This window comes from Novosphingobium rhizosphaerae, assembly GCF_050920675.1.
Taxonomy (GTDB): Bacteria; Pseudomonadota; Alphaproteobacteria; order Sphingomonadales; family Sphingomonadaceae; genus Novosphingobium; species Novosphingobium rhizosphaerae.
On the sequence record NZ_CP137861.1, the window covers coordinates 4,235,879 to 4,249,182 of the forward strand.

Consider the following 13,304-nt stretch of genomic DNA (forward strand, 5'->3'; position numbering starts at 1 on the left):
CAGGCGGGAGGGGGATTTGTAGAAGGCCCCTGCTTTGCGGGGGTTTTTTGCTCCCCTCCCGCGTGCGGGAGGGGCTGGGGGAGGGCATGTTCCCCCAAAAATCACTCCACCGTCACGCTCTTGGCCAGGTTGCGCGGCTGGTCCACGTCCGTCCCCTTGGCCACAGCCACATGATAGGCCAGCAATTGCACCGGCACGGCATAGACCAGCGGCGCGATCAGGGGGTGGACCTTGGGCATCTCGATCGTGGCAAGGCAGCCCTCGCCCGCTTCGGCCAGGCCTTCGGCGTCGGAGATCAGCACGATCTTGCCGCCGCGCGCGCGCACTTCCTGCATGTTGGACACGGTCTTTTCAAACAGCGGGCCCGATGGTGCCAGCACGATCACCGGCACCGCTTCGTCGATCAGCGCGATGGGGCCATGCTTCATTTCGCCCGACGCGTATCCTTCCGCGTGGATATAGCTGATTTCCTTGAGCTTGAGCGCGCCTTCCAAGGCCAGCGGATAGTCCGGCCCACGGCCCAGGTAGAGCACGTCGCGCGCCGGCGCGATCAGCGGCGCCATCGCGGCGATTTCCTCGTCGTGCGAGAGCGCGGCATTGAGCGCAGCGGGGGTTTCGGCCAGCTGGTTGACGATCACCGCCTCTTCCTCGCGCGTGAGGCGGCCACGCTTGACCGCCAGATGCGCGGCGAGTGCGGCCAGCACGGCCAATTGGCAGGTGAACGCCTTGGTGGACGCCACGCCGATTTCCGGCCCGGCATGGGTGGGCAACAGCAGGTCCGCCTCGCGCGCCATCGAACTGGTCGGCACGTTGACGACCACGGCAATGGTCTGCCCCGCCGCCTTGCAATGGCGCAGCGCCGCCAAAGTATCGGCGGTTTCGCCCGATTGCGAAATGAACAGCGCCAGGCCGCCCGGCTCCAGCACCGGATCGCGATAGCGGAATTCGCTGGCCACATCGATGTCCACCGGCAGGCGCGCGAACTGCTCGAACCAGTATTTCGCCACCATCCCAGCGTAATAGCTGGTGCCGCAGGCCACGATGGTCACGCGGTTGATGCTGGCCAGGTCAAAATCGATCTGTGGCAGCGAGACGGTCTGTTCCACCCGGCGCAGGTAAGAGCGCAGGGTTTGTGCGACCACGATCGGCTGCTCGAAGATCTCCTTCTGCATGAAGTGGCGATAGTTGCCCTTCTCGATCGCGGCGGCCGTGGCGCCCGAGGCGACGACGGCGCGTTGCACGGGATTGTTGTCCACGTCGAACACCTCGATGCCGTCGCGGCGCACGATCACCCAGTCGCCTTCTTCCAGGTACGACACCTTCTGCGTCAACGGCGCGAGCGCCAGCGCGTCGGACCCGAGATAGGTTTCGCCCTCGCCAAAGCCGACGACCAGCGGCGAACCCAGCCGCGCGCCGATCAGCAGGTCGGGATGCTGGCGGAACGCGATGGCGAGCGCAAAGGCGCCGCGCAGTTGCGGCAGCACGGCCTTGACCGCCTCGGCCGGAGACTTGCCCGCTTCCACCTGTTCGGAAACCAGGTGGGCGACCACTTCGGTATCGGTCTCGCTTTCGAACCTGCGGCCGCGCGCGATCAGCGCCTCGCGCAAGGGGCGGAAGTTCTCGATGATGCCGTTGTGCACCAGCGCCACTTCGCTTGTCGCATGGGGGTGGGCGTTGCTGGTGGTGGGCGCGCCGTGGGTGGCCCAGCGGGTGTGGGCAATGCCGATCAGGCCCGGCGCGGGGTTGCCGGCCAGTTCCTTGACCAGGTTGCCCAGCTTGCCCTCGGCCCGGCGGCGCACGAGTTGCCCGTCGAACACGGTGCAGACCCCGGCGCTGTCATAGCCGCGATATTCCATGCGGCGCAGGCCATCGACCAGCCGGTCTGCCACTTCATCCTTGCCGACGATTCCGATAATTCCGCACATCGATCTTGGCCCAGACTTTCTTCAGGATTGGTAGGGTATCCGGATGCCCGGCATCATGGCCGGGAAATCCTTGGTATTTCGTGTCACCAGAATCGCCCCGCTGACTTGCGCCGTGGCCAGCACGGCCGCCGCCGCCAGCGAAAGGCCCATGCGCCCGATCAGATCGGCCGCTGCGGTGGCTATACGCCCATCGAGTTCAACGATTTCGAACGGGGCGATTAATTCGCGGACATGATCGCGCGTTTCCATCGGCTCTGCCGCGCAAAGCTCGATCCAGGTGAGCCGGGCGATGCGGTGGCGCGGATAGCGCAGCAGTTCGACGCGCGCCTGCGGCTTGCCCGCAAGCCAATCGGCGACAATGCCGGTGTCGAAGATGGGATCGGACATCCCGGCGGGCCCTATTCGCCACTGCCGGGCAGGTCGGCGCGGCCCTGCCAATAGCCGGCGCCACGCGCAATCCAGTCCTGGCTGGACTTGCGCAGCAGGTGGGCTTTCACCGCCTCGCGAATCTCGGCCGCGCGCGAGCGGCCGGCGCGAACCGCCAGGGCATCGAGCTTGTCGATATCGTCGTCGGGAATATCAACCAGAGTACGCAAACGGCCAACCTCGCCTCGAATGATATCGCGATATCATATCGCGATATCATCGCGCAAGGATTTCAGAACGTGAAGCCGAGCGAAGTGGAAACGGTGCGCCCGGTGATCGCGCGGGCAAAGCCCAGTCCGCTGGCCGGCACGGTGCTTTGCGCCACCTCGAAGATGCCCATCGTATCGAACAGGTTGTTGACGTTGAATGAAAGCCGCACGCTCTTGGCCGGCAGCACCTGGGCAAACAGGTTGACCGTGGTGAAGCCGGGCATCTTGAGCAGATTGCTGTCCTGCGCATAGCTGGACGTGATGGTCACCAGGCTGGCCCCGGCGGCTACCTGGCCCAGATCGACTTGCGGCGTGGCGCTGAATGTCCAGGTGGGCTGGTGGCGTGGCTCCTTGCCGGTCAGCGTCGGGTCCAGCCGGTCGGTGGTGATCCGCGCCTTGGTATAGGTGGCGCCATAGGCCAGGCGGAACACCCCGCGTTCCACCCCGCCTTCCACTTCCACGCCCGAGGCATGATAGGTGCGATCGGTGCGGTTGGCCGAACCATTGAGCACGTTGTGATCGTCGGCATCGGCGGTGAACCCGGTGACGTTCAAAGTGATGCCGTGCTTGCGGAACTTGAACCCGCCTTCCAGCTGGCGCACGGCGTCATACTTGCCGCTGGCATCGGTCACCGCCCCGCTGGCGCTATCGACCAGCGGGGTGAACAGGATCTTGTCGGCATTGGCCCGCCCGCCCCGGCTATAGCGCGCAAAGACCGAGAACGGCTCTGCCACGCGATAGTTCACGCCGGCCGAATAGCTGACATAGCTGTAGTTGTAATTGACCGGCGCCGGCTGGGTGAGCGGCAGCATCGCCACGGCCGCTTCGGGCCCGGTGATCTGGCCATCGCGGTTCATGTCATAGCTGGTCACGCCCACGCGCCCGCCGCCCAGATCGGCGCCATAGAGCGTGCCGCGCACCCGCCCGGTATCGAGCCGCACGCTGCCGCCGATGGCCAGCTTGCCGATGTGATAATTGACCGAGCCATAGGGGGCGAGCACGCCATAGGTCACATCGAAGATGCGGCGGAACTGGCCGGTGCGGCCGCGCCCGAACGCGTAATAACCATTGAGCGTCTGGGCCACGCCCGCGCTGTTGAAGATATTGACCATGGCGGTCTGCCCATGGCCCACCACGTCGATATCCATCGCGGTGTGCAGCCAGGTGGTGTCGAGCGCCTGCGAGGCGGCATAGACGCCCAGCGTGGTGGTCAGGTTGCCGTGCCCCACTTTCCACACCCGCGTGGCGCGCAGGTCGTTGGTGAAGTTGTCGAGCGAGCGGACCTGCAGGTAGGACACATAATACAGCGCGAGCAGGCCATTGCCGTTGACATCGGCGCCGATCGCCTGCCCCGCGCGCGGTCCGGTGGCATAGACGGCGCTCGCGCCCGCCCCGCCCTGCCCCGCGGCAAAGGCCGAAACGGTGTTGACGCTGGAATTGAATGCGCGGTCAAAGTCGCCAGAATTGGCGGCGTAGCGCATCTTGTCGCTGACGGTCCAACCCGCGACCTGGAATTCTGCTTCCAGCCCCAGGGCCTGTGACACGGCATGCTGCCCGGTGTTGAGCGCATAGGCGGCCGGCTGGTTGGCGCTGTCGAGCGTCACGACCGGGCCAAGATACGGCGAAAGCACCGAATCGCGGCGAATGTCGAAATTCTTGAGGTTGGTGTAGACCGGATTGTCGTTGGTGCCGGTGATGCCCACGGGATAGGGCGCATACGTGGGCGAGCGATCATCGAGCAGCTTGGCGTAGAACCGGATATAGCCATTGGCAAAGGTGCGGGTGATGTTGAATTTCACCTGCCCGCCGCGCCAGCCGGTCATGCCGATGCGGCGCGGCCCCTCGCCCGAGCGATAGAAGCCGCCGAGGTGAAAGCGCAGGTTTTCCGAAAGACGCGCGCCATAATCGAAATCGACGCGCTTCTCGTCATAGTTCAGCCCGCTCGATACCTGCACCGCGCCGCCGGGATTGTCCCCCGTCTTGGACATGAAGTTGATCAGGCCACCAGGCGAATCCGACGCAAAGGTAGAGGCAGAGCCACCGCGGATGACCTCGACCGCGGCAATGTTGAAATCGTTGCGCAAATAGACATCGGCCCCGGCGTTGAACAGATCGCCGAATTCCAGCAGCGGCAGGCCGTCTTCCTGGATCTGCATGTATTTCGATCCACCGGCGGCCAGCGGCAGGCCGCGTACGGTGAAGTTGTTGTTGCCCTCGCCAATGCCCGATTCCACCCGCAAGCCAGGCAAGGTGCGCAGCACGTCGCCCGGCGAGCGCGGCCCGAAGCGGATGATGTCATCGCCGCGCAACGCGCTGGTCGAAATGGCGCTGTCCAGGCGGTCGCGCCCCTTGGCCACGCCGGTGCTGAACACTTCCACCTTGCGGGCGGGAACAGCGCCGGGCGCGGCAGGCGTGGCTGCCTCGGGTGCCGGGCCTTCGGGTGCGGCACGGGCAGGCGCGGCGTGCATCAGCGCCAAGGCCAACGTGGCGCAACCGGCAGCAAGGTTTGAGGCTTTCACGGCCATCTCCACAAGACAGGATGTCTTGGAAGATGGCGTTACGCCCGATGAAGTGACTGTACGGGGCGGGCCTGGCTAGGTTCGATTACGGAGGCCCTACTTCTTCCCTTCGGCCTTCTTCTTTTTCATCGCGTCGTGGAAGCGGTCCGCCCAGCCTGGCTTGACCAGTTGTTCGGCGCGCACCAGGCGCAGTTCGCCATCCGAGACATCGCGCGAGACGGTGCTGCCCGCCGCGACGATGGCGTCGGCACCGATCCGCACCGGGGCGATCAGGGCAGAGTTGGAGCCGATGAAGGCGCGGTCGCCGATCACCGTGCGATACTTGAAATAGCCGTCATAGTTGCAGGTGATCGTGCCCGCGCCGATATTGGCGCCCGCCCCCACATCGGCATCGCCCAGGTAGGTCAGATGGTTGGCCTTGGCACCGGCGCCCAGGCGCGCATTCTTCACTTCCACGAAATTGCCCACCCGGCTGCCCTGCTCCAGCGCGGCACCGGGGCGCAGGCGGGCGAACGGCCCCACCGAGACCCCGCTGTCCACGCGGCAGCCTTCCAGGTGGCAGAAGGCATGGATCACCACGTTGTCCGCCACGGTCACGCCCGGGCCGAACACCACGTTCTGCTCCACCGTCACGTCGCGGCCCAGCACGGTATCGTGCGAAAACCATACCGTTTCTGGCGCGACCAGCGTGGCGCCATCGGCCATGGCCACCTGGCGGCGGCGATCCTGCCAGCGGCCTTCGGCCTGGGCCAGTTCGCTCCGGCTGTTGATGCCGGCCACTTCATCGGCGTCGGCGGTGATCACCACGGCGCAGGTCTTGCCGGCGGCATTGGCGACATTGACGATGTCGGTCAGGTAATATTCGCCCTGGGCATTGTCGTTGCCCACTTGCGCGAGCAGGGCAAACAGATCGGCACTGTTCACCGCCATGAGGCCGGAATTGCACAGGGTGCAGGCGCGCTCCTGCTCGCTCGCATCCTTGTGCTCCACCATTTTCACCACGCGATCGCCATCGGCAATCACCCGGCCATATTGCAGCGCATCGGCCGGCTGGAAGCCCAGCACGACCACGGCCGGCGCATCGGGCGCATGCAGCCGATCGAGCATGGCCTGCATCGTCGCGGCCGTCACGAACGGCACGTCGCCATAGAGAATCAGCACATCGCCCACGAAACCGGCCAGCGCCTCTTCCGCTTGCTGCACGGCATGGCCGGTGCCCAGCTGCGGTTCCTGCACGGCGATGGTGGCGCTGCCGGCCAGCGCCTTTTCCAACTGGTCACGGCCGTGACCGGCCACCACCACCTGGCGCGCGGGCGCCAGGGCCGCCGCGCTGGCCATCAGGTGCAGCAGCATCGGCCGTCCGGCAATCGGGTGCAGCACCTTGTGAAGATCGCTTTTCATGCGGGTGCCCTTGCCGGCCGCGAGGATGACAAGAGCGAGGGGGGCGGTGGCCGAGGGCGACAGAGTCTGCGTGGTCATGTCCGCATCCTTGCCAGCTAATGCTTGCAGTTTCCAGAACGGGTGGGCACTGGCGTTGCACATGACCGATTTTCCATTTTCAGTCGTCGGGTTCGATCTCGACGGGACGCTGTGCGACACCGCCGCAGACCTGGGCAACGCGCTCAACCGCACGCTGGAACACGCCGGGCGGCCCACCTTCCCACTCGACGTGGTGCGCCGTTTCATCGGCGGTGGATCGGGGCAAATGCTGCGCGCCGCGCTGGCCGAAACCGGCGGCTATGACGAGGCGGAGTTCCCCCCGCTGCAAGACGTGCTGTTCGGCTATTACGGCGATGCGATCGCGGTGCATTCGCGCCTCTATCCCGGCGGCGAATCCATGCTCGATGCCCTGGCCGCACGCGGGGTGACATTGGCCGTGGCCACCAACAAGCGCGAGGCATTCGCGCGCCAGTTGCTGGACGAACTGGGCCTTTCGGCGCGTTTTGCCACGATCATCGGTGGCGATACGCTGGGCCCGGGCAAGGCCAAGCCCGCACCCGACATGCTGCAGGAAATGGTGGCGCGCTGCGGCGGCGGCCGTGCCGCTTTCGTGGGTGACACCACGTTCGACGTGGGCGCCGCGCGCGCCGCCGGGTTGCCGGTGGTGGCGGTGAGCTTTGGGTTCCACGACCTGCCCCCGCCGCTGTTGGGCGCCGACGCAGTGATCGATCACTTCGACGCGCTGGTGCCCACGCTGGCGCGGCTGGGCTGAGCGCTTACTCGGCCAGCAGGTCCAGCAGCCCGCGCTCCTCGCGGCTGAGCCAGCGCGTGGCGCGCGGCAGGCGCAGGCCGGCGCGCCATTCGGCCTGGCCGGGCACCAAGGCCAGCACGGCGGGGTGGATATAGCTTTTGCGCGCGATCGTGGGCGTGTTGCCCAGCCGATCCGACACCAGCGCAAGCAAGGCCTTGAGCGGCACGTTTTCCTGCGCGTGGGCCAGCGCGGCGAAGGCCAGCACGCTGGCGTGCCAGGTGCGAAAATGCTTGGCGGTGATCGGTGCGCCGGTCGCCGCGCGCAGCCAGGCGTTGACGTCGGCCGAACCCACCGGGCAGGCGGTGCCATCGTCGTTCAGGTATTGAAACAGGTGCTGCCCCGGCAGATCCTGCATGCGCCGCACGAAGCGGGCAAGCGCGCGATCGGTCAGGCGCATGTCGCGCTCGATGCCCGATTTGGCGCGAAAGCGCAGGCGCAGGCTTTGGCCCTTGAGTTCCACATGCCGCATGCGCAGCGTGGTGGCACCAAAGCTGGCATTGGCGCGGGCATAGGCTTCGTTGCCGATGCGGATCGCGCCGGTATCGAGCAGGCGCACCACGCAGGCGATACAGCGCTCCTCGCTCAACGCCCGCCCCGACAGCGCCGCTTCCACGCGCGCCCGCACTTTGGGCAGCAGGGCGCCGAATGCAGCGCACCCGTCGAACTTTTCCGCCTCGCGCGCGGCGCGGAAATCGGGGTGATAACGATATTGCTTGCGCCCGCGTGCATCCACGCCGGTGGCCAGGATGTGCCCATGGGGCAGCGGGCAGAACCAGGCATCGCGATAGGCCGGCGGCAGGGCCACGGCATTGAGCCGGTCGATCTCGTCCCGATCGGTGATGCGCCGCCCGGCGTGATCGCGGTAGCACCAGCCCCGGCCGGCGCGGCGCCGGGTAATGCCGGGAATGCTTTCATCCACATAGACCAGTTGGCACTTGCCCGGTTCTGGCAAAACGGCTTTCCTCATGCTGGGCTAGGCCTCTCCATCGGGCCAACGCCACAACATGTCTTGCGGTTCCCCCCATGCCCCGCCAGAATGATAGGCAGGCTAACAATCGACCGCACATAATCAACCGTTGCAGAGGAACGACCATGTCCGAAGAATACACCCCGCCCAAGGTCTGGACCTGGGACAAGGCCAACGGCGGCGCCTTTGCCAGCGTCAACCGACCGATCGCCGGCCCCACGCACGACAAGGACCTGCCGGTGGGCGCGCATCCGTTCCAGCTCTATTCGCTCGGCACGCCCAATGGCCAGAAGGCCACGATCCTGCTGGAAGAACTGCTGGAAGCCGGCGTTGCCGAGGCGGAATACGATGCCTGGCTGATCAAGATCATGGATGGCGACCAATTCTCGTCCGGCTTTGTCGACATCAATCCCAATTCCAAGATCCCCGCCCTGGTCGATCGCAGCGGCCCCGAACCGTTCCGCGTGTTCGAATCCGGCGCGATCCTGATGCACCTGGCTGAAAAGTTCGGGATGTTCCTGCCCACTGCCAACCCGGCGCGGGCCGAATGCCTTTCCTGGCTGTTCTGGCAGATCGGCTCGGCCCCGTTCATGGGCGGCGGGTTTGGCCATTTCTACAACTATGCACCGGTCAAGATCGCCTATGCGATCGATCGCTATGCCATGGAAACCAAGCGCCTGTTCGACGTGGCCAATCGCCGCCTGGCCGAAAGCCGTTTCCTGGGCGGAGACGAATACACCATCGCCGACATTGCCGCCTATACCTGGATGGGCAACCTCTATCGCGGCGAAGCCTATGGCGAGGCCGCCACGTTCCTGTCGATGCACGAATACGAGCATGTCGGCCGCTGGGTGGGTGAGATCGACCAGCGCCCCGGCGTGCTGCGCGGCCGCCTGGTCAACAGCGGCAAGGGCCTGGCCGAGCGCCACAGCGCGGCCGATTTCGCGACGCTGCCCCCCGAAAAGCTCAAGGGCATCGTCAAGGGATTCTGAGCAGCGCCAGCCGCCCCGCAATCCCGTTTGCGGGCATTCCCCCTTCCCATGCGGGAGGGGGAATGCCCGCGGCAAGTTATCCCCAGCTACCCTCTTTTCATTCGCGTTTCGCCCGCTATAAGCGCGCGCTCTGCTGGGGCGTCGCCAAGTGGTAAGGCACCGGTTTTTGGTACCGGCATTCGCAGGTTCGAATCCTGCCGCCCCAGCCAGATTTGCGGTCCAAGCCGCAACGCGGCGCAGGTTCGATCCCCGCCGGCCGCATCCAGCCCTCCTTCTTGCATGGTGATGGCTATCCAGCCCGCCAGCCGTGGCTGTACCACGCCGGGCCGATGCCGATTGGGCTTGCCACCCTCATCGTTACGTGTTGTTACTTAGGCTCTTACAAATAGTTCGGTGTTGCCCAGCCTGATCGCCCTGTGCCCGGTTTTCCGCGCGGCACCGGGGCTGTTGGGCTGTGGGCGGCCTTTCGGGCAGGAGTGCGCGATGACGGTATACGGCAAGCAGGGCACGGCATTTCTGATTCCCACCGCCACCACCAATATCCAGAACCAACCTGCCATCGCCACGCTGGCCGATGGCCGCGTGGTCGTGGTCTGGACCGATCTGAGCAAGGGCGTGGGCGGTGCCACCGGCGATACCAGCGACAACGCGATCAAGGGCCAGATCCTGGCCGCCAACGGCAGCAAGCTGGGCAGCGAATTCCTGATCAACACCGCCACCAGCGGCGGCCAGACCCTGCCAACGATCGCTTCCCTTGCCAATGGCGGCTTTATCGTCACCTGGACCGATGCCAGCGCAGGCGTGGGCGGCGCCGGTGGCGATACCAGCGGCAAGGCGATCAAGGCGCAGATTTTCGATGCTACCGGCGCCGAAGTGGGCAGCGAAATTCGCATCAACGCCCGAACAGTCAGCGACCAGTTCCAACCGTCCGTCGCCTCGCTGGCGGGCGGTGGTTATGTCATCACCTGGACCGACACCGCCGGTGCGATTTCCGGTACCGGCGCCGATACCAGCGAGGCGGCGGTCAAAGCCCGCATCTATGACGCCAATGGCGCCAAGGTCGGCGGAGAATTCCTGGTCAATACCCAGATCATCGGTAGCCAGGCCGATGCCCATGTCACTGGGCTGGCCAATGGCACGTTCGTGATCACCTGGACGGACAGTCCGATCGAGGCAACGCTCGAAAACCCCTACCCCGACACCACGACCGCCGATGGCGATATGGCCGGCATCAAGGCCCAGCTCTATGCCGCGAATGGCACCCCGATCGGCGGCGAGATGATCGTCAACACCTCGACCTATTATTACCAGACCAAATCCACTGTCACCGCGTTGGCCAATGGCGGCTATGTCGTGGCTTGGGAAAGCTGGGACGGCTACGGTCCGGCCGACAACACCCCCCGCATCCTGGCCCAGGTGTTCGATGCTGGCGGTGCCAAGGTCGGGGCCGAACTGGCGGTGAGCACGCCCGCGGGCATCTATATGCCAGAATGGCCTACGATTGCGGCACTGGCCAACGGCGGCTTTGTCATCGTGTATGACAAGCAGCTAAGCGGGGGCAACGCGATCACCGCCCGAGCCTTTGATGCGCTGGGCCATGCCGATGGCGCCGAAATCGCGGTGACCGGTTTGACCACCTGGCCGCTTTACGATCCCGTGGTTACCGGGCTTGCCGATGGCGGTTTCATGGTGAGTTGGACGGACTATAACCAGGGTGGGACAACCCCAGGAGACACCTCGATCGCGGTCAAGGGCCAGGTCTTCACTGTGGTGGGCCACGATCCGATGATCACGTCGAACGGCGCCGACGCTACGGCCAGCGTGGTGATTGCAGAGAACAACACCGTGGTCACTACCGTCACCGCCACCGATGCCGATCCGGGCACCACGATCCGCTATGCCCTGGCCGGCGGCGCCGACGCCGCGCTGTTTCAGATCAACGCCACCACCGGCGTGCTGTCATTCAAGTCTTCGCCCGACTTTGAAAACCCGACCGATGCCAACCGCAACGGGGTTTACGACGTGATTGTGTCGGCGCGCGACGGCACTTACACCGACACGCAAGCCATCGCCGTGACAGTGAGCGATGTGTTTGATTCAATGGTCCACACTACGCGAACCGCGCTAGTACGGGTCAACGCCGAAACCCCGGGCGAGCAGATCGGACCCACGCTGGCCGCCACCACCGACGGCATGATTGCCGCTTGGGTGGATAGCAATACGCTGGACCTGCGCGCGCAATTCTTGGCAGCCGATGGCAGTCGAGTCGGCAGCGAAATCACGGTAGCTACATTGGGTGTAGGACCGTCAACCGACAACGGCGTGACGATGGCCCAACTGGCGGGCGGCAACATTGTTCTGGCGTGGACAGATGCCAACCGTACCATCAAGGCGCAGTTGATCACCGCAAACGGCACGCTAGTGGGCGATGCCTTTTCCCTCGCCGCAACCCCATCGCTTGCCGGATCGCCACGCAAGGCAGCGATCGCCACACTTGCCGACGGCGGCTTTGTCGCCACCTGGGAGGCCTATGCCGGCGCCGACAGCAGCGGAACCGCTGTCCGCGCCCAGTTGTTCGATGCCAGCGGCAATAAGGTGGGTGCAGAAATCGCGGTCAACACCGCCACCAACGGTAACCAAGCCGACCCGGCCATCGCGACACTGGCCAAGGGCGGCTTCGTGATCACCTGGAATGACAGCAGCGCCACCCAGGCGGACACTGACGGCACAGCCGTGAAAGCTCAGGTTTTTTCCAGCAGCGGCGTAAAGCTGGGGAATGAGTTCCAGGTCAACACCCATGCCCCGGGAAACCAGGATCACGCCGTCGTTGCCCGCCTTGCCAACGGCACGTTTGTGGTTTCCTGGCAGGACAGAACTGGCGTGGACGACTCGCTGACCGCGATCAAGGCCCAGTTGTTCAATGCGAGCGGAGCGAGGCTGGGCACGGAAATCCTGGTGAGCACCACTGATAGCGCATCCGACGCTGTGATGCCGGCCATCACTCCCATGGCGAACGGCGGATTTGCGATCGCATGGAATGACAGCGGCCCGGCATGGGTTATGGTCCAATTGTTCTATTCTACCGGGGCCAAAGCTGGCAGTGCGTTCAAGCTGAGCGCAGACGCGATCAATTCAGATCTGCCATCCGCGCTGGCTGGCCTTGCCGATGGGTCGTTGGCCTCGGTATGGCAAACCCACGCGGCTGAACTGGGCGATACCGATGGTGGCATCGCCCTGCATGTCGATACCGTGCAGACCCCAAGCGGCAGCGTCACGATCACCGGCAGCGCCGCGCCCGATGTGCTCAATGGCACGTTCTACAATGACAAGCTGCTGGGCGGCGACGGGGCGGACAAGCTCAACGGCGGATCGGGCACCGATACGCTGGTGGGTGGCGCGGGAGACGACCGCCTCTATGGCGGCGATGGCAGCGATACGGCCAGCTATGCCGGGGCCGCTGCCGGCGTTACCGTCAGCCTGGCGGTCACCACCGCGCAGGATACCATCGGTGCGGGCACCGATACGCTCAATTCGATCGAGAACCTGGGTGGCTCGTCCTTTGCCGATCACCTCACCGGCGGCAGCGGCAACAATTACCTGGTCGGCGGCAACGGCAACGACGTGCTCGATGGCGGTGCGGGCAACGATCTGCTGGTGGGCAGCGCCGGGGCCGATACGATGACTGGCGGCACCGGCAACGACCGCTTCCGCTTCGACGTGATGGAAACCACCGCCCGTCGCGACACCATCACCGACTTCACCGCCGGGCAGGATTCGATCGAGATTCGCCGCAGCATATTCACCGCCTTTGCCGGGCACGCGGCCGGCGCCTTGACCGCCGGAGAACTGGCACTGGGGCCGGTTGCCACCACGCCCGACCAGCACCTGATCTATGACCAATCCACCGGGGTGCTATCCTACGATGCCGATGGTTCGGGCGCCGGGGCGGCGATCGAACTTGCGGTGCTCACCGGCCATCCCGCCTTGGTCGCCGGCGACATCCTGCTGATCTGAC

The 13,304-nt window shown here is 65.2% G+C and carries 9 protein-coding genes and 1 tRNA gene; 4 read left to right on the forward strand and 6 right to left on the reverse strand.

Translation table 11 applies throughout. The features are described from left to right. Positions 1-101: 101 nt before the first annotated feature. The 5 genes from glmS to glmU form a co-directional block, all read right to left on the reverse strand. A complete protein-coding gene (gene glmS / locus R9J51_RS19310) occupies positions 102-1,925 on the reverse strand; it encodes a glutamine--fructose-6-phosphate transaminase (isomerizing) (RefSeq protein ID WP_169475928.1) in 1,824 nt (607 codons plus the stop codon). A gap of 21 nt (positions 1,926-1,946) precedes the next feature. After that, positions 1,947-2,312: a PIN domain-containing protein gene (locus R9J51_RS19315; protein ID WP_168556670.1), complete on the reverse strand. Its 366-nt coding sequence runs from the start codon at positions 2,310-2,312 to the stop codon at positions 1,947-1,949. Between the two features lie 11 nt (positions 2,313-2,323). After that, positions 2,324-2,521, reverse strand: coding sequence for a ribbon-helix-helix protein, CopG family (locus R9J51_RS19320; RefSeq protein ID WP_168556669.1), 198 nt, complete (start codon positions 2,519-2,521; stop codon positions 2,324-2,326). 62 nt (positions 2,522-2,583) lie between these two features. Next, the gene (locus R9J51_RS19325) at positions 2,584-5,079 is read right to left on the reverse strand and encodes a TonB-dependent receptor domain-containing protein (RefSeq protein ID WP_432787682.1); all 2,496 of its coding nucleotides are present in this window, start codon (positions 5,077-5,079) and stop codon (positions 2,584-2,586) included. Between the two features lie 96 nt (positions 5,080-5,175). After that, entirely contained in the window at positions 5,176-6,558 is a 1,383-nt protein-coding gene (glmU, locus tag R9J51_RS19330) for a bifunctional UDP-N-acetylglucosamine diphosphorylase/glucosamine-1-phosphate N-acetyltransferase GlmU (RefSeq protein ID WP_179505422.1), read from the reverse strand. 61 nt (positions 6,559-6,619) lie between these two features. Here glmU and R9J51_RS19335 point away from each other — a divergent pair, with 61 nt between their 5' ends. Beyond that, positions 6,620-7,291, forward strand: a complete 672-nt coding sequence (locus tag R9J51_RS19335) for an HAD-IA family hydrolase (RefSeq protein ID WP_179505423.1) — start codon at positions 6,620-6,622, stop codon at positions 7,289-7,291. Positions 7,292-7,295: 4 nt separating this feature from the next. Here R9J51_RS19335 and R9J51_RS19340 read toward each other — a convergent pair whose 3' ends face one another. Continuing rightward, positions 7,296-8,297 carry a DNA topoisomerase IB gene (locus tag R9J51_RS19340; RefSeq protein ID WP_179505424.1) on the reverse strand — a complete coding sequence of 334 codons (1,002 nt, stop codon included), beginning with the start codon at positions 8,295-8,297 and terminating at the stop codon, positions 7,296-7,298. Between the two features lie 125 nt (positions 8,298-8,422). On the opposite strand from R9J51_RS19340, the gene yghU reads away from it, so the two are divergent. The 3 genes from yghU to R9J51_RS19355 all read left to right on the forward strand — a co-directional run bounded on the left by yghU (position 8,423) and on the right by R9J51_RS19355 (position 13,303). Beyond that, positions 8,423-9,289 carry a glutathione-dependent disulfide-bond oxidoreductase gene (yghU, locus tag R9J51_RS19345; protein WP_168556664.1) on the forward strand — a complete coding sequence of 289 codons (867 nt, stop codon included), beginning with the start codon at positions 8,423-8,425 and terminating at the stop codon, positions 9,287-9,289. A 134-nt stretch (positions 9,290-9,423) separates the two neighbouring features. After that, positions 9,424-9,498, forward strand: a tRNA-Gln gene (locus R9J51_RS19350). Positions 9,499-9,772: 274 nt separating this feature from the next. Continuing rightward, positions 9,773-13,303, forward strand: a complete 3,531-nt coding sequence (locus R9J51_RS19355) for a cadherin domain-containing protein (RefSeq protein WP_179505425.1) — start codon at positions 9,773-9,775, stop codon at positions 13,301-13,303. Position 13,304: the final 1 nt, after the last annotated feature.